The organism is Anaerococcus rubeinfantis, from assembly GCF_001487145.1.
GTDB lineage: Bacteria > Bacillota > Clostridia > Tissierellales > Peptoniphilaceae > Anaerococcus > Anaerococcus rubeinfantis.
In genome coordinates, this window is record NZ_LN913016.1 from 68,102 (window position 1) to 85,483 (window position 17,382).

The window sequence follows — 17,382 nt, forward strand, 5'->3', positions numbered from 1 at the left end:
AATAATATGTTAGCAGATATTCGTTATTGGGAAAATGATGCAAGAGATAATAAATATGCAATTCCACACTTTAATGTGTGGAATGCTGAAATGTTAATGGGAGTTATTGATGCAGCTGAAGAGCTAAGAGCTCCTATTATAATTTCATTTGGAACAGGATTTGTACAAAACACAAGTTTTGAAGATTTTAGTCATATGATGGTTTCAATGGCAAAAGCTGCAAGTGTTCCTGTTATAACACATTGGGATCATGGTCGTAGTATGGAAATAATTCAAAATGCCTTTAATCATGGTATGAATTCAGTAATGAGGGATGCATCTTCTTTAAGTTTTGAAGACAATATAAAAGAAATAAAAAAAGCAGTAGATTTTTTCCATCCACAAGGCATAGCTGTAGAAGCTGAGTTAGGTCATGTTGGAAATGAAACAATTTATGAAGAAGCTTTGGCAGAATACCAATATACAAACCCTGATCAAGCAGCTGAATTTGTTGAAAAAACAGGATGTGATTCTTTGGCTGTAGCTGTAGGAAATCAACATGGTGTTTATACATCGGAACCACAAATAAACTTTGAAATAATTGAAAAAATAAAAAACTCAGTAAGTGTTCCTTTAGTACTTCATGGAGCATCAGGAATAGGCGATGAAGATATTAAAAAAGCAATTTCTTTAGGTATATCTAAAATTAATATTCATACAGAATTATGTCAAGCTGCAATGGATGCTATTAGAGATAATACTGAAGTTCCATTTTTAGAATTGGAGCAAAAGGTAAGAAAGGCTATCAAAGAAAGGGCTATGTATAAGATAAAATTATTTGGTGCTAATAATAAGGTAGACTGATATGGTAGATGTTATTTGTGTAGGTGCATCGGTATTAGATATCCCTTTACAACCTGTAAATAAAGAAGTTTTTGATTGTGAATCTTATCCTTTACAACAAATCAATATGGCAATAGGTGGAGATGCTTTAAATGAATCAACGATAATATCAAGACTCGGACATAAAGTGAGCCTGTTGTCAATGGTAGGAAAAGACGTAGCAGGCTATTATATAGTTGACCATTGTATGAAAAATAAAATAGATACAATTGGAATTAAACAAAGAGAAGATGTAGATACATCGATTAATATAGGCTTAGTCACTGAAGATGGAGAAAGAACATTTATAACCAACAGAAATGGAAGCTTATGGAAAACAACTATTGATGATATTGATTTATCTTTAGTAAAAAATGCAAAACTATTATCATATGGAAGTTTTTTTAACAACCCTCTCCTAAAAGATAAAGAATTGGTGAAGCTATTTAAAAAGGCAAAAAAAGAAAATATGATCATAAGTGCTGATATGATAAAACCAAGAAATAACGAGACTTTCGAGGATATAAAAGAATCTTTATCCTATGTAGACTATTTCTTTCCTAACTTTGATGAAGCAAGCCTTATGACTGGAAAAGATAAAATAGAAGATGTTGCGGATGAAATACTTTCTTATGGAGTTGGTTGCGTAATAATAAAAATAGGATCCAAAGGAGTTTATATAAAAAGTAAGAATGGATATCAAAAAATAGTACCGGCTTTAAAGGGCATAACCCCTATTGATACGATAGGTGCAGGAGATAACTTTGCATCAGGTTTTATAACAGGATTATTGGAAGATAAATCTCTTGAAGAATGTGGGAAAATAGCTAATGTTACGGCAGCTATATCTATTCAAAGTGTAGGTGCTACAACAGGTGTGAAAAATAGAAAACAAGTTGATGATGTTATAAAAAAATATAACGAACAAAGAAGGGTTAATGATTAATAATGAAATATATAAAATTAGGAAAAACTGATATTGAAATTTCAAAACTAGGTCTTGAAACTTGGGCAATAGGAGCTGGATCTGCTTGGGATGCTGAAGTTGATGTTGAAAAATCAGTAGCTACAATTGTAGAAGCTGTAAATTCTGGGGTTAATCTAATAGACACAGCACCTGGATATAACTTCGGAGAAAGTGAAAAAATAGTAGGCAAAGCTCTAGGAAAAGTAAATAGAGAAAAAGTATGCTTAATAACTAAATGTGGTATAGTTTGGGAAAGAAAAGGAGCTTTATTCAACAAGGTTGGAGATAGGCAATTATACAAACTTCTTACACCTGAATCAATAAGATTAGAAATCGAATCAAGTTTAAAAAGATTAAAGACAGATTATATAGATGTATATATGACCCACTGGCAAGCTGTAGAACCTTACTATACACCTATATCAGAAGTTGTTGAAGAATTAACTAAATTGAAAAAAGAAGGTAAAATAAAAGCGATAGGAGCTGCAAATGTAAATGCTGATCAAGTTAGAGAATACCTTGATGCAGGAGAACTAGATATAGTACAAGCAAAATATAATATTTTGGATAGAAGTGTAGAAAAAGATATCCTACCTCTATGTCTTGAAAACAAAGTTACTCTACAAGCTTATTCACCTTTGGAACAAGGGTTACTAACAGGTTTATTCGAAAAAGATTATAAGGCGACAGGAGCAAGGGCAAATAAGTATTGGTGGCAAAAAGAAAACATAGGTTATGTTGTAGATATGCTTGAAAAATGGAAGCCTCTAACTGAAAAATACAATTGTACAATACCTACACTTGCCTTAGAATGGATAATAAATCAAAATGACAATATAAACTTGCTTATGGGAGCAACAACTCCAGAAGAAGTTAAAGAAAATGTACTTGCAGGAGAATTAGATATCTCAAAAGAAGATATCAATTATATCAGCAAATTAGCTGATGATATATATGAATTAGCAAATAATAAATAGAAAAATAATATTTATTAAGCTATACTAATACATATTGAACTTATTATTAGGAGAGTATTTATGAGTAGTAGTGTAAGATTAAACGAAGTAGAAAGATTTATACAAATAAATAATGAAGTAAGTGTATCTGAAATAAGCGAAAAGCGGGGTATTACGGAAGAAACTGTTCGTAGAGATCTTGACAAGCTAGTTCATAAAGGAATTATAGAAAGAGTTCATGGCGGAGCAATTTGGGTTAAAGATAGTGATATAAATAAAAGTGAAATAGATTACTATAAAAGACAAGCTATGAATATAAAAGAAAAAAGAAAAATTGCTCTTATTGCTAAAGATTTAATAAAATCAAAAAGAACTATTTTCTGTGATTCCAGTTCAACATGTATAGAAACATTAAAATTATTAAAAGATGAAACAGAAATTGTAGTAGTAACAAACTCTTGTGAAATCTTTAAAGAAATTAATATATATAAACCCAATTTAATATCTACAGGAGGTATCTTTAATCAAAATTCTCTTTCATATCAAGGAAACGTTGCTAAAGATACAATAAAAAAATATAATGCCGAGCTTGCAATAATAGGAAGTAGAGGCTTAGATATAAATGCGGGGGCAACAGATTCATATGATAATGAATTCGAAATAAAAAAAGAAATGATAGATAGAGCTAAAGAAGTTGCTTTATTAGTAGATAATTCAAAGTTTGATAGAATTGCATTTATAAAATTAACTGATTTGGAAGATATTGACTATATTATAACCGATAAAAAGCCAAGTTCCAGATGGGTAGATTTTTGCAATAAAAATCATATAAAACTTCTTTTTTAAACATTTATTAGGAGGAAAAAATGAAGACAAAAAAGCAATCATCAATAATGGAAAAGATGATACTTGCTTTACTTTTGGGATTTGTCATAGGCGGTATCCTTACCTATATAAGAGAAATAAATGGAATTAATAGCAACATTTGGAAAACGATTGACAAGATTTTGCTTATGGATATTACAAAAGCAAAGGGCTTCGATGGACTTGGACTTTTATATATAATAAGTCAATTATTTATGAGAGGCTTGCAATTGGCAATAGTACCATTGGTACTCACATCATTGCCCTTAGCTATAAACTCACTTGGTGAACCAAAAAAAATAGGTGGTATCGCAGTAAAAACTCTTCTTACTTTCATATCATTTTATGTAGTGATAGCTGCAATAGCAGGGGTTATAGCTTATACAATAAGACAAGCAGGTGGCTTTAATGTAGATTTGCCAAAAAATGAAGCAACAGAGCTTGTAACAATGGAGGCATATAATCCATTAACAGTCTTAGTTAATGCTGTTCCAAGCAATATTTTTGAAGTCTTATCTTCAAATAATCAAATATTATCTGTAGTAATTGTTGGAATAATTATAGGTGTTGCCTTAATATTTATGGCAAAAGAAGGAGAACCTATAATACGATTATTCGAATCTTTCAATACATTAATACAAAAATATATAAATTTTTTAATTAATTATCTAAGTCCACTAGCAATATTTTGTATGGTAGCTAGAGCACTTGCAGTTTATGGTATAGAATATATAAAACCTACAATGGTATGGATGATAACAACATCATTGACATCATTATTGTTAGTTTTCACTATATATCCTATAGGTATACTATTATTTGCGAAATTAAATCCGATACCATTTATAAAGAAAACGTTTAAGGTTGGCTTGTTTGCAGCAGCAACCAATTCTTCTGCAGCAACCTTACCTCTTAATGTAAAAACTTGTAATGAAGAATTAGGTTGTAAAAGTGAGATAACAAGTTTTGTATTGCCTACGGGTATGACCATAAATATGAATGGAACAACCCTAATGCACATTATTTCAATAACTTTTATTGGAACAGCTGCAGGAATGGAGATAACACCACTTACCCTTGTTGTTACAGCCTTTTTGTCAATATGTATGGCTATAGGAACGCCAGCAATTCCGGTTGCAGGAACCACAATGGTTTATGTAGTAATGATGGGTTTGGGTTGGACTTCAGAGCTTGCGCTAATAGGATACTCATTGGTACTTGCAATGAATTACTTGCCAGGAATGCTAGTTATAACTCTTAATGTAATAGGAGATGCAGCAACAAACTTAATTGTAAATAAATCTGAAGGCTTATTGAATGAAGATTTATATTATAACAAAAAAATTGATTCTAAATATTAAAAATCAAAGTTGATGTTGCAGAATAGGTGAGACTGTGTAAAATTTTGTGTATAGAAACCTCCTGATTAAGGTAAGTAAAAACTAATCAGGAGGAATTTTTATGCCAAGAAAAAGGCCAGAAACAATGGTAAGTAAAATAACCAACAAAATACTACCAACCATAGAAGAGTGGCAAAATAGACCACTAGAAAAAATCTATCCAATGGTCTTTTTAGACGCTATACACTACCACGTAAGAGAAAACAACATAGTAGTCAAAAAAGCAGTCTACATTGCCCTAGGCTACAACCTAGAAGGATTTAAAGAAATACTAGGAATATACCCAAAGGGCATACTATGGGTAGGAGAAAATGAATCAAGCAAATACTGGCTTTTAGTATTAAATGGTCTAAAAGAAAGAGGATTAGAAGATGTATTAATCTTCTCAACAGATACCCTCCCAGGATTCACACAAGCCATAGAAGCAGTATATCCAAGAGCAGAAATACAAAAATGCATAATACATCAGATAAGAAACTCCACAAAGTATGTATTCTACAAAGACATAAAAGAATTAATGAAAGACTTAAAAGCAGTATACAAGGCATCAACAGAAGACTTAGCCTTAACAAATCTAGGAATCTTTGAAGAAAAATGGGGTAAAAAATATCCAATGAGCGTAAACACTTGGAAAAACAACTGGACAGAATTATCAACATATTTCAAATATCCAGAAGGAATAAGAAAACTAATCTATACAACAAATGCAATGGAAAACTTCAATAGGCAACTAAGAAAAGTAACCAAAAATAAAACCATATTTCCAAATGACTATGCCCTACAAAAAAGCTTGTATCTAGCAATGGTAGATGCCTCAAGTAATTGGACATATAGAATACGAGGCTGGGATCAAATACTATCCCAATTATCAATATTTTTTGAAGGGAGGTTCTAATCAAGATAAAAATTTAATATGAAATCGGCTGCAAATTTTCATGAAAATTTGACAGTTTATTAAGCCCAAGTAAAATAAAGAAAAGTTCCATTCCTATAGGAATGGACAAACATTGATACATAAAAAATGTATCAACCCTTACCCTTTAATCAGGATTTAGGTTGATACACAAAATTATTTACAGACCCAATTTGACCATAGGAAACAAGCCCTCTTGTTTGGGCTTTTTTCTATTTTTATTTTTTTATGCAGCTTTTTGAAATTATTCCTTGCTTTTTTCATACATAAAATTGTCATATATAGTACTTTTCTTAATATTGGATTTCCTCTTTTGGATATTTTTCTTTGTTTTGCACTAAAGTTTCCTGATTGATATGGTGGTGAATCTATCCCTGCAAATGATATTAGACTTTTCTTGTTTTTGTATTTTCTTATATCTCCTATTTCTGATGTTATTTGTAGTGCTAATTTTTCTCCTATGCCTGAAAATTCTTTTGCTATTTTGTATTCTTCTAATTCTGTGGCGATTTCTTTCATTTGTGATAGAATATTATTGAGAGTTTTGTTTATTACTCTTAGAAATTCAATTGAGTCTAGGACATTCGCATCTATTTTTGAGTTACTAGATGAGATTGTTGGGATTGATTCTAAGGCATTTTGGTAAATGGTTATTGCTTTTTGTGCATTTGGATGATATCCCTTTTTCTTTGCCCATTTTTCATAATCATTTACAAATTGCTCTTGACTTCTTTTTAATATCTTTTCACTATTTGACCATTTTTCTACAAAGTCTATTAGTTTATCTTTTTGATAGTTACCATTTGCATGGGGGATTAGTTTTTTTAGTCCTGGATGTCTTTTTTCTATTTCTTTGTCTAGATAGTTTAAGTGATTTATTCTTATCTTTTGGTAATGTTGATAGGATCTGTTTAATTGTTTTAATCTTACATATTCTTCTTTATCTTCTTTGTACTCTATTAGATCATTCCAGTTCATTAAACCATATTCAGCTATGTGTATGGCATCTTTTTTATCTGTTTTTACATTTCTAAAACTTAAGGCTTGGCAAAATCTTTTCATTTTTAATGGATTTATTACACTTACAAAAAACCCTTCATTTACTAAACTAATTAAGATAGGAATATGATAAATTTCTGTTGCTTCCATAACTATTTTTACATCTGATTCTAATGATTTGATTTTATTAATTAATTAATTTATTTACATCATTTTTTACATGATAAATATTAAATGGTTTAAAGATGACTTCTTTTCCAAATCCTAAGGCTGCGACTGTACTTTTAGATTTTGATACATCAATTCCTATTGAAATCATAAATACCTCCAATAAATTTTTACCTACCTACACAATTATCCACTCAGTTTAGCTCGTTACACGGGTGTATAAACCCAACCTGCTTAATCGAATTCTTGATAATGAAAGGTAGCAGACTGTTTCGACTACGGGTGTATTATCCCAAATGGGCTGCGTCTGTTACCTTCATTATATTAAAAAAAGTGTAGGTAGAAAGTTTTTTCTACTTACACTTTTATAGTACTAAATGAGAGATTTTTAGTTTGTCAACAGACTGGGCTATGAGTTTTGCTCATAGTCTTTTTATTTTCAAAATAAAAGAAATTTTACCAATTTAAATAAAAACTATTTTAATGTATAATAAATGTATGAGAATAGCAGAAATTAAAGATTTAGATGAAATAATGATAATAATAAATGATGGGAAAAAAGCTTTGAAAAATGATGGAGTTGACCAATGGCAAAATGGGCTTCCTGATAGAAAGGGGATTTGTGAAAATATTTTGACAGGAGAAAGTTTTGTCTATGAGGAAAATGGGGAGATTTTATCTTTTGCTTATTTGAAAAAGGATTATGAAGAAGATTATAGGGAAATTGAAAAGGATTTTAAAAATCATGGACCTCATCTTACAATTCACAGACTAAGTGTAAGAGAAAGTGCAAAGAAAAAGGGGGTTGCCAAGAAATTTTTTGATGAAATTATAGGATATGGGAAAAATTTAAAAATGGAGGCTATAAGAATTGACACTAATCCAGATAATTTTAAAATGCAAAACTTGATTGAGAAATTTTCTTTTAAAAAGGTAGGAATTTGTACGGTTGATGATAAAATAAAAAGATCAAAAAGATATGTTTATGAGTTGATTTTATGGTAAATGAAAAACAAAAAATAATAATTGATGAGGCGAGGCTTCCAGCGGCGGTTTTGGCTGGTCCTGGGACTGGAAAAACTTTTACTCTTGTTCAAAAAATTATTTCTTTGATAAAAAATGATGGGATTAGCCCCAATAAAATTCTTGTTACAACCTTTACCAAAAAGGCTGCAAATGAGCTAATTGAAAGGGTTGAGTCAAATCTTAAAAAAGAAAATATAAAGGCTGATACTTCCAATATGCTAATTGGAAATTTTCACTCCCTTGCCCTTTCTTTTTTGAAAGAATACAAGTCTTTTGGACAAAATATTTTTGATCCTTTGGTTATTGATTCTTACCTTGAGGGATATTTGATTGAAAAAAATATGGGGATTTTTGAAGATATTCCAAATTTTTCAAAATTTATTTCTTATAATGAAGTGGGTCAAATTCAGGGGATTTTTGAAAGTATTACAAATAATTTGGTCGATTTAAATGACCTTCGTGATTCAGATAATCCTCGTGATAATTTTGCTCTTGAAATTTATTTGAAATGGGCAAATTTTCTTGACCAAAATAAGCTTATAAATTACCAAATGATTTTGAAAAAATTCTACGACCTATTAAATGATCCACTTTATGGGGAAAAAATCAGGGATAGGATTGATTTTGTAATAATTGATGAGTACCAAGATACAAACACCATCCAAGAAGAAATTACTTTTGGCCTTTGTAAGGGAAAAAATCTCATGGTTTTTGGGGATGATGACCAGGCTCTTTATTCATTTAGGGGGGCAAGTCCTCAAAATTTGAGGGATTTTGACAAGGCTTGTAAGAAAAATCTCAAAAAAGAGGCGAATTTTTATAACCTTGAAATAAATTATAGGTCAAACCAAGAAATAATCGATAAGTCCAAGGATTTTCTTGTAAATTCAAGAGCTTTTGACTTTGAAAAAATTAAAAATTTAAGGTCTCATGATGGGGAAAAAAATGAAAATTCCCTTGTAAGGGCGAGGGCGAATGAATATGAAAATATTGAAAATATAGTAAAATTTTTAAATAAAAAAATAAATTTAAACCAAATTGCCTTTCTTTTTCCATCATTAAATGGAGATTATCCAAAGAACTTGCAAACTTATTTTGAAAATCATGGGATAAATGTCCTAAATAAATCTTCCAAATTGTTTTTTAAAAGAAGAGAAATAAGACTTTGCCTTTTTGTAATTTTGTCAATTTTTTCTAAAAAACCCAAAAAACTCACAGGGTCAAATCCAGACAAGTACAAGTGGACTCAAGAGACAAATTTCAAAAAATATATAGGGGGAATTTTTGACGATGAGGAATTTACAAAAAACCAAGAATTAAAGACCTATGTAAAGGAAGAAAAATTAAAGCTAAGTGAAAATAAGTCCTACACCGAAATTTTATATAGGGCTTTTGGCCTTGAAATTTTTAGGGAGATTTTGGATAAAAGTCTAGAAGATCAAAATTCTATAAGAGAGCTTTCAAATATAGGAAAATTCACATCAATACTTTCAGATTTTACAAATCTTTGTGGTTTTGATATTAATTTTTATAAGAAGTCTGTTGACTTAATTTATGGCTATATTTTTTATCTTTTTAAAAATTCTGCCATAAGTGAATTTGAAAATTTTGATAGTCCAAAAAATTCAGTAATTTTTTCAACTATCCACCAAGCAAAGGGACTTGAATATGATGTTGTCTTTGTTTCAAGCCTGTATGATAATCCAAGAAGAGATAGGTCTGCCTTTAGTCCAAAGCTTGAAGGCAAAAAAGAAAGTGATTTTCTAAAAAATTTCTACAGAAAATATTACACAGCCTTTACCAGGGCGAAAAATCTTTTGGTAATTTTGGACAATTCAGAAAATTCTTACATGAAATCTTTCACATCGACTCTAAATTCATCGTCAATTTTAAAGACTATTGATTTTAAATTTAAAGACCAAGAAATAAAAAAGGAAATTTTGGCATACACAACTGATATTTCTATCTACAAGTCTTGTCCATTAAAATATAAATTTATAAGACTCTTAGAATTTAGAAAAGAAAAAACTAAGGCCTTGGATTTTGGTTCAAAAGTCCACAGCCTTGCAGAATATCTTACAAATCTAAAAAAAGAAAATATTTCTTATGATACAATAAATGAATTTATCAAAGAAAACAAAGAATTTCAAAAGCCTATAGCAAATTTTATAAATAGAAATTTCCCAATAAAAGAATCCGAGATGAACATAAAGCTTGACAGAAATTTTTATATTCTCCAAGGAAATATCGATATAATCCTTGAAAATGGAAGCATTATTGACATAAAAACTGGAAAAGTAGATGAAAATAATCTTATTTCATATAAAAACCAGCTACTTACTTACTACAATTTGTTAGTCTATAATAATAAAAAAGTAGAAAGGATGTTTTTATATTTTATAGAAGAAGATAAGCTAATAGAAGTTAAAAACTCAAATTTTAATATGAAATACATCGATGAAATAGGAAAAAATATAGTAGAAAAAAATATAGAAATAAGGACAGAAGACAAAAAAGAATGCAAATTCTGTCCCATGGCACATTTTTGTGGGAGAACTTGATTAAGATCTACTATGCAATACAATGTTCTTAGGTGATAAAATGAAATCTCAAATGCTAAAAGGACTTATCGAAGGGGTAATTCTTAAAATAATTAAAGAAAAAGAAACCTACGGCTATGAAATTGTTGAAACTTTGAGGCTAAACGGTTTTTATAATATGACAGAATCCACAGTCTATCCTATTTTGCAAAGACTTTCAAAAAAAGCTCTTATATTTTCTTCAAAAGAAAAATCAAAAGTTGGACCAAAAAGAAAATATTATTATATAACGCCCAAGGGCGAAGAATATTTAAAAGATTTTACCAAAGATTTTTTGGAATTAGATGAAAATGTAAGAAAAATATTAGGAGTTAAAAATGATAATGAGAGTAGATAAAATGATTGGAAATGCCAATCTTGATACTAGAAAAAATATAAAGAAAAATGCAAAAAAAGGCGGACTTGTAATAAACGGAGAAATTATAAAAGATTCATCAGCAAAAGTTGACCCAAATTTAGATGAAGTTATATATATGGGCGAGCTTGTCGATTATTTTGAAAATATTTATATAATGATGAACAAAAGAGAGGGCCTAATTTGCCAATCAAACGAACTTGATGGAACTGTAATGAGCGATCTTGATGAATTTTATTTAAATTTAGACCTAGCAATAGCAGGAAGGCTTGACAAAGATACTACAGGACTTTTGTTAATGTCAACAGATGGAAAATTTATCCACAGGGTAATAAGCCCAAACTCAAATATTTGGAAAAAATATGAGGTAGAAACATCAAAAAAAATCGATTCATCCCTTGTAGAAATTTTTAAAGAAGGCGTATATATAAAAGAAGACGATTATTATGCAAGAAGTGCAAGGCTTGAAATAATAGAAGAAAAAAAGGCCTATGTATATGTAACAGAAGGAAAATTTCACTTAGTAAAAAGATTGTTTTCAAATAACGACAATGAAGTAATAAAATTAAAAAGACTTGCTATAGGAGATTTAAAATTAGACCAAAGTTTAAATCCAGGTCAATATAGGGAACTAAGTGAAGAAGAAATAGAATTATTTACAAAAGAATAGAAATTTGTGTTGCAAAATTAAAATTAAATTTTGCAACATTTTTCATTTTAACATTTAAATGAAAAATGATTTCAATAAATTATAAAAACAAATAAAATAAAGAAAGACTGATTTAGTGAGAAAAACTATAAAATATAAAATTTTAGAAAAAAATAAGATGAAATTGTTTGCAATAAAAAATATTATGTGCTACAATAAGGGTGTAATAAATATATTTGGAGAAGCGAGCACTTATTTTTATAGGGCTCGCTTTGTGTATTTGGAGGAAAATGATGGATATAATGGATTTGCTCTTTGACAATCCTTGTATTATGGCAATAAAAGATAATGTGGATTTAAAAGAATGTATAAAAGATGATTACAAAAACAATCAAATAGTTTTTGTTCTTTACGGAAATATTGAAACTATACCCAATATAGTTGAAAAACTAAAAGATCACGACAAAATTGTTTTTGTTCACGAAGACCTTATTGAAGGACTTTCATCTTCATCCTTATCTTCATCATTTATCAAAAAATACACAAATGCCGATGGAATTATTACAACAAGAAGTCAAAATGCTGCTTATGCGAGAAGGATAGGACTTTTATCTATATTAAGATTTTTTGTACTTGATTCCCTATCATATGCTAATGTAAAGGAAACTTTAAAAAAAGCAAATTGCGATCTTGTTGAAATACTTCCCGGTATTATGCCAAAAATACTAGATGATATTGACAAAAGAACATCAATTCCGATTATTGCTGGAGGTCTTATTAGGGACAAAAAAGATGTTTTTGATGCTTTAAATTCAAAGGCTGTCGCTGTATCATCATCAAATTATAATGTATGGAAAATGTAAAGGAGTTTGTATGACAAAGTATATTATGGCGTTGGATGCTGGAACAACAAGTAACAGAGCAATTTTATTTAATAAAAAAGGTGAAATAATGTCTGTTGCTCAAAAAGAATTTACTCAATTTTTCCCACACCCTGGCTGGGTTGAACATGATGCTACAGAAATTTGGTCAACTCAACTTGGAGTTTGTACTGAAGCAATAGCAAAATTAGGAATTGAATCAAAAGATATCGAAGCTATAGGAATTACAAACCAAAGAGAAACTACAATAGTTTGGGAAAAAGAAACTGGAAAACCAGTTTACAATGCAATCGTTTGGCAATGTAGAAGAACTGCTGATATGGCAGATCAATTAGTAAAAGATGGTTATAGAGAAACAATTCAAAACAAAACTGGTCTTGTAGTTGACCCATATTTTTCAGCTACAAAAATAAGATGGATCTTAGACCATATTGAAAATGGACAAGAAAGAGCAGAAAACGGAGAACTTTTATTTGGTACAGTTGATACTTGGTTAGTTTATAATTTAACTCGTGGAAAAGTTCACGTGACAGATTATACAAATGCATCAAGAACTATGCTTTATAATATCCATACACTAGAATGGGATGATGAACTTCTTGAAATTTTAAATATTCCAAAATGTATGCTTCCAGAAGTTAAACCTTCAAGTTGTGTTTATGGAAATACTTTTGCTGGATATTTTGATGGCGAAATTCCAATAGCAGGAATGGCAGGTGACCAACAAGCAGCTTTATTTGGACAAACATGCTTTAATAAAGGTGATGCAAAAAATACTTATGGAACAGGTGCATTCTTACTTATGAATACAGGTGAAGATGCAGTTAAATCTGATAATGGCCTTGTAACAACAATAGCTTGGGGACTTGAAGAAGGAAAAGTAAATTATGCTCTTGAAGGTTCAATCTTTGTTGCAGGTTCAGCTATCCAATGGCTAAGAGACCAATTAAGAATAGTTGATGCTGCTGATGATACAGAATATATGGCTACAAAAGTTGACGATACAAATGGATGTTATGTAGTTCCTGCCTTCACAGGACTTGGCGCTCCATATTGGGATGCTTATGCAAGAGGAGCAATCGTAGGAATTACAAGAGGAACTAGCAAATATCATATAGTAAGAGCAACTCTTGAGTCCCTTGCATATCTAACAAATGATGTATTAACAGCTATGGCAAAAGATTCTGGTGCACCACTTAAAGAATTAAAAGTAGACGGTGGAGCAAGTGCAAACAACTTCTTAATGCAATTCCAATCAGATATGATTCAAACAAAAGTTGAAAGACCAGAAACTCTTGAAACAACAGCTCTTGGAGCTTGTTACTTGGCAGGACTTGCAGTAGGATTCTATAAAGACCTAGAAGAAATAAAAGAAAACAGACTTGTAGATAGAGAATTTAATCCAGAAATTTCTATTGAAGAAAGAGATAAAAAAGACAGAAACTGGCAAAGAGCTATGCAAAGAGCCTTTGGTTGGGCAAATCATTACGAAGAATAATTTTACAAAGTGTTAAAGTTATATTATAATAAAATTAACAGTTAAATAAGGCGATGAGAAAGCGAGTTAAAGTAGGACCTACTTTAACTTGCTTTTTTTTCATTTAAATTTATATTGAAAGGAAAAAATATGTTTGATGCAATAATTATTGGTGCAGGAGTCACAGGTACTTCTATAGCCTACCAACTATCAAAGAAAAAAGGAAATTTCCTTGTTTTAGAAAAAAACGAGGATGTTTGTACAGAAACGTCAAAAGCAAATTCTGCAATCTGCCACGGCGGTTATGATGCAGAACCTGGTACAATGAAGGCAAAAATGAATGTAAAAGGAAATCATATGATGGAAGAAGAAGCCAAAAAATTATCTTTCCCTTACAAAAAAATTGGAACATTTGTTCTTTGCCACAGCGAAGAAGATATGCCAAAATTACAAGCCCTTTATGATCAAGGAATTGAAAACGGCGTTTCTGGCATGGAAATTTTAAATAGAGAAGAAGTTTTGAAAATGGAGCCAAATATAACAGATGATGTTGTTGCAGCTTTGTATTCAAAGGAAGCAGGAATTGTTGATCCATTTTTGATGAACATTGCTTTTGCAGAAGTTTCAAATATTAATGGAGTTTCTTATAAATTTTACGAAAAAGTTATAAAAACTGAAAAGAAAGATGGATACTGGGAAGTTTCAACTGAAAATAATACATACCAAACCAAGGCAGTTATAAATGCAGCTGGAATTTATTCAGATGAAATTCACAATCAAGTTTCAGATGAAAAATTTGAAATAAAGGCAAGACGTGGAGAATATTTACTTTTGGACAAGGATACAAAAGGATTTGTAAATCACGTTATGTTTAATCTTCCTACTGAAAAAGGTAAGGGAATTTTAGTTACTCCAACAATTGATAATAATACTCTTGTAGGACCAACTTCAGATTTTATTGATGATAAACACGATAGACGTTCAACAAGAGAACATATCGAAGAAGTTATTGAAAAATCAAATCACACTGTAAAAAATGTTCCTGTTAGAATGGTTATTACATCATTTTCTGGAAACAGGGCTCACGAAGTAGGTGGAGATTTTATTTTAAAAGAAAGTCTTGATGGATTTTTTGACTGTGTAGGAATTGAGTCCCCTGGTCTTACTTCAGCTCCAGCTATTGGAGAATACATGGCAAATCTTGTAAGTGAAAAATTAAATCTTGAAGAAAATAAAGACTTTACTTATGATAGAAAACCAACTCCAAAAACTAGCGAATTAAGTCTTGAAGAACACGACGAATTAATTAAAAAAGACAAGAGATACGGAAAAATCATTTGTAGGTGTGAATCTATAACTGAAGGTGAAATTGTAGATGCAATTAATAGACCTCTTGGAGCAAGAACTGTTGATGGAATCAAAAGAAGGGTAAGAGCTACAGCAGGAAGATGCCAAGGAGGATTCTGTCTACCAAGAGTTATGGAAATACTTGCAAGAGAATTGGGCGAAGACTATGACGATGTAGTAAAAAATGGAAAAGATTCTTACTACATAAAAGGACATGTAAAGTAAGGAGCATTTAAATGAAAAATTATGATTTAGTAATAATAGGTGGAGGTCCTGCAGGACTTGGAGCTGCTGCTCGTGCCTATGATGAAGGAATTGAAAATATACTTATAGTTGAAAGAGATGAAATGCTTGGAGGAATTTTAAATCAATGTATCCACAATGGTTTTGGTTTACACAGATTTAATGAAGAACTTACAGGTCCAGAATATGCTCAAAGATTTATTGATGAAGTTGAAAAAAGAGATATAGACGTTTTATTAAATACAATCGTAATAGATTTTGCAAATGATAAAACTATAACCTTGATGAATGAAGAAAACGGAATGTTTACTTTAAAACCAAAAGCAGTTATCCTTGCAATGGGTTGTAGGGAAAGACCAAGAGGAGCATTAAATATTCCAGGAAGTAGACCTGCAGGAGTATTTTCAGCAGGAACAGCCCAAAGAATGATAAATCTTGAAGGCTATATGCCAGGAAAAAAAGTTGTTATTTTGGGATCAGGTGATATTGGCTTAATCATGGCAAGAAGAATGACACTAGAAGGAGCAGATGTTCAATGTGTTGCTGAAATCATGCCATTTTCTGGAGGATTAAAAAGAAATATAGTTCAATGTCTAGACGATTTTGGAATTCCACTTTATTTTAATACAACAATCTCATCAATCGAGGGAGATGAAAGAGTTACAGGTTGTACTCTTTCACAAGTAGATGAAAACATGAAAGTAATTCCTGGAACAGAAAAACATTTTGACTGCGATACAATTTTACTTTCAGTAGGACTTTTACCAGAAAATGAACTTACAAAAGAAGCAAAAATTGAAATTGATCCAAAAACAAAGGGTGCAGTAGTTTCAGATAGGCTAATGACAAATGTTGATGGAGTATTTGCAGCAGGAAATGTTCTTCACGTTCACGATTTAGTAGATTATGTAACAGAAGAAAGTGAACTTGCAGCTAAAAACGCAGCAGATTATATTAAAGATAATTTCCAAAAATCTCAAAAAGAGCCAATTTATTTAAAGGCAGGAGATGGAATTTCTTATACACTTCCACAATATATAAATCCAGATACCATGCAAGATGAAGCGATAGTTAGGTTTAGGGTAAACAATGTTTATCAAAATAGAATTTTAAAAATGTTTGTTGATGGCAAAGAAGTAACAAAGAAAAGAAAATTAGTTTACGCTCCAGGCGAGATGGAAAACTTAATTTTAAAGAAAAAAGATATAAATGAAAATACAAAAGAAATAGAAATAAAATTGGAGGAAATATGAAAAAGGATTTAACTTGTATAAATTGTCCTCTAGGCTGCCTTGTGACAGTAACAATGGATGAAGAAGGAAATATTACTGACATTACAGGAAATACCTGTAAAAGAGGAGAAGTTTACGCTAGAAACGAAGTGAAAAATCCGGTAAGAGTAGTAACTTCAACAGTAAAACTTGATGGGGGAAAAGAATATTCAGTTTCAGTGAAAACTGCCGATGCAATTCCAAAAAATAAAATGGGAGAAGCAATGGATGAAATAAATAAGGCGAAAATAAAAGCTCCAGTTCATGTTGGAGATGTAGTTATAGAAAATATAGCAGACACTGGAATCTCATTAATAGCTACAGCTAACAGAAAGTAAAATCAAATAAAATTGCATTAACTAAAAAAGTGATGAGCATAGTGAACTGACCCCCAAAAGTTAGACC

Annotated in this window: 16 protein-coding genes and 1 pseudogene; 15 read left to right on the forward strand and 2 right to left on the reverse strand. The window is 30.6% G+C overall.

Annotated features, from left to right (window positions below; all coding sequences use genetic code 11):
* The first annotated feature begins 6 nt into the window (after positions 1–6).
* From BN3265_RS01195 to BN3265_RS01220, 6 genes and pseudogenes are all read left to right on the forward strand, one after another.
* On the forward strand, positions 7–843 hold the full coding sequence (locus BN3265_RS01195) for a class II fructose-bisphosphate aldolase (protein WP_058989752.1): 837 nt from the start codon (positions 7–9) through the stop codon (positions 841–843).
* Position 844: 1 nt separating this feature from the next.
* Positions 845–1,807 carry a carbohydrate kinase family protein gene (locus tag BN3265_RS01200; protein WP_058989753.1) on the forward strand — a complete coding sequence of 321 codons (963 nt, stop codon included), beginning with the start codon at positions 845–847 and terminating at the stop codon, positions 1,805–1,807.
* Between the two features lie 2 nt (positions 1,808–1,809).
* Complete coding sequence (locus BN3265_RS01205; protein WP_058989754.1) at positions 1,810–2,805, forward strand: aldo/keto reductase; 996 nt, start codon at positions 1,810–1,812, stop codon at positions 2,803–2,805.
* 60 nt (positions 2,806–2,865) lie between these two features.
* Positions 2,866–3,630, forward strand: coding sequence for a DeoR/GlpR family DNA-binding transcription regulator (locus BN3265_RS01210; protein ID WP_058989755.1), 765 nt, complete (start codon positions 2,866–2,868; stop codon positions 3,628–3,630).
* A gap of 20 nt (positions 3,631–3,650) precedes the next feature.
* Positions 3,651–5,009, forward strand: coding sequence for a dicarboxylate/amino acid:cation symporter (locus tag BN3265_RS01215; protein WP_058989756.1), 1,359 nt, complete (start codon positions 3,651–3,653; stop codon positions 5,007–5,009).
* Between the two features lie 124 nt (positions 5,010–5,133).
* A pseudogene (locus tag BN3265_RS01220) lies at positions 5,134–5,943 on the forward strand (IS256 family transposase); the annotation flags it as partial.
* A 174-nt stretch (positions 5,944–6,117) separates the two neighbouring features.
* On the opposite strand, the gene BN3265_RS01225 reads toward BN3265_RS01220, so the two are convergent.
* Together BN3265_RS01225 and BN3265_RS09715 are read right to left on the reverse strand one after the other, a co-directional pair.
* Positions 6,118–7,110, reverse strand: a complete 993-nt coding sequence (locus BN3265_RS01225) for a transposase (protein WP_094777019.1) — start codon at positions 7,108–7,110, stop codon at positions 6,118–6,120.
* Positions 7,111–7,147: 37 nt separating this feature from the next.
* A complete protein-coding gene (locus tag BN3265_RS09715) occupies positions 7,148–7,279 on the reverse strand; it encodes an IS110 family transposase (protein ID WP_148362999.1) in 132 nt (43 codons plus the stop codon).
* Positions 7,280–7,626: 347 nt separating this feature from the next.
* On the opposite strand from BN3265_RS09715, the gene BN3265_RS01230 reads away from it, so the two are divergent.
* The 9 genes from BN3265_RS01230 to BN3265_RS01275 all read left to right on the forward strand — a co-directional run bounded on the left by BN3265_RS01230 (position 7,627) and on the right by BN3265_RS01275 (position 17,315).
* Positions 7,627–8,133, forward strand: coding sequence for a GNAT family N-acetyltransferase (locus BN3265_RS01230; RefSeq protein WP_245191073.1), 507 nt, complete (start codon positions 7,627–7,629; stop codon positions 8,131–8,133).
* Positions 8,127–10,715 carry an ATP-dependent DNA helicase gene (locus BN3265_RS01235; RefSeq protein WP_058989758.1) on the forward strand — a complete coding sequence of 863 codons (2,589 nt, stop codon included), beginning with the start codon at positions 8,127–8,129 and terminating at the stop codon, positions 10,713–10,715. The genes BN3265_RS01230 and BN3265_RS01235 overlap by 7 nt, the downstream gene beginning before the upstream one ends.
* Positions 10,716–10,755: 40 nt before the next feature.
* The gene (locus BN3265_RS01240; protein ID WP_058989759.1) at positions 10,756–11,091 is read left to right on the forward strand and encodes a PadR family transcriptional regulator; all 336 of its coding nucleotides are present in this window, start codon (positions 10,756–10,758) and stop codon (positions 11,089–11,091) included.
* Positions 11,072–11,779, forward strand: coding sequence for a pseudouridine synthase (locus BN3265_RS01245; RefSeq protein ID WP_058989760.1), 708 nt, complete (start codon positions 11,072–11,074; stop codon positions 11,777–11,779). The genes BN3265_RS01240 and BN3265_RS01245 overlap by 20 nt, the downstream gene beginning before the upstream one ends.
* 269 nt (positions 11,780–12,048) lie before the next feature.
* The gene (locus tag BN3265_RS01255; RefSeq protein ID WP_058989762.1) at positions 12,049–12,621 is read left to right on the forward strand and encodes a glycerol-3-phosphate responsive antiterminator; all 573 of its coding nucleotides are present in this window, start codon (positions 12,049–12,051) and stop codon (positions 12,619–12,621) included.
* Between the two features lie 10 nt (positions 12,622–12,631).
* Positions 12,632–14,137 (forward strand): glycerol kinase GlpK, encoded by a 1,506-nt coding sequence (glpK, locus tag BN3265_RS01260; protein WP_058989763.1) that lies wholly within the window; start codon positions 12,632–12,634, stop codon positions 14,135–14,137.
* A 129-nt stretch (positions 14,138–14,266) separates the two neighbouring features.
* Positions 14,267–15,688 (forward strand): NAD(P)/FAD-dependent oxidoreductase, encoded by a 1,422-nt coding sequence (locus BN3265_RS01265; protein WP_058989764.1) that lies wholly within the window; start codon positions 14,267–14,269, stop codon positions 15,686–15,688.
* 11 nt (positions 15,689–15,699) lie between these two features.
* Positions 15,700–16,959: an NAD(P)/FAD-dependent oxidoreductase gene (locus tag BN3265_RS01270; protein WP_058989765.1), complete on the forward strand. Its 1,260-nt coding sequence runs from the start codon at positions 15,700–15,702 to the stop codon at positions 16,957–16,959.
* Positions 16,956–17,315 carry a DUF1667 domain-containing protein gene (locus tag BN3265_RS01275; protein WP_058989766.1) on the forward strand — a complete coding sequence of 120 codons (360 nt, stop codon included), beginning with the start codon at positions 16,956–16,958 and terminating at the stop codon, positions 17,313–17,315. The genes BN3265_RS01270 and BN3265_RS01275 overlap by 4 nt, the downstream gene beginning before the upstream one ends.
* Positions 17,316–17,382 lie beyond the last annotated feature (67 nt).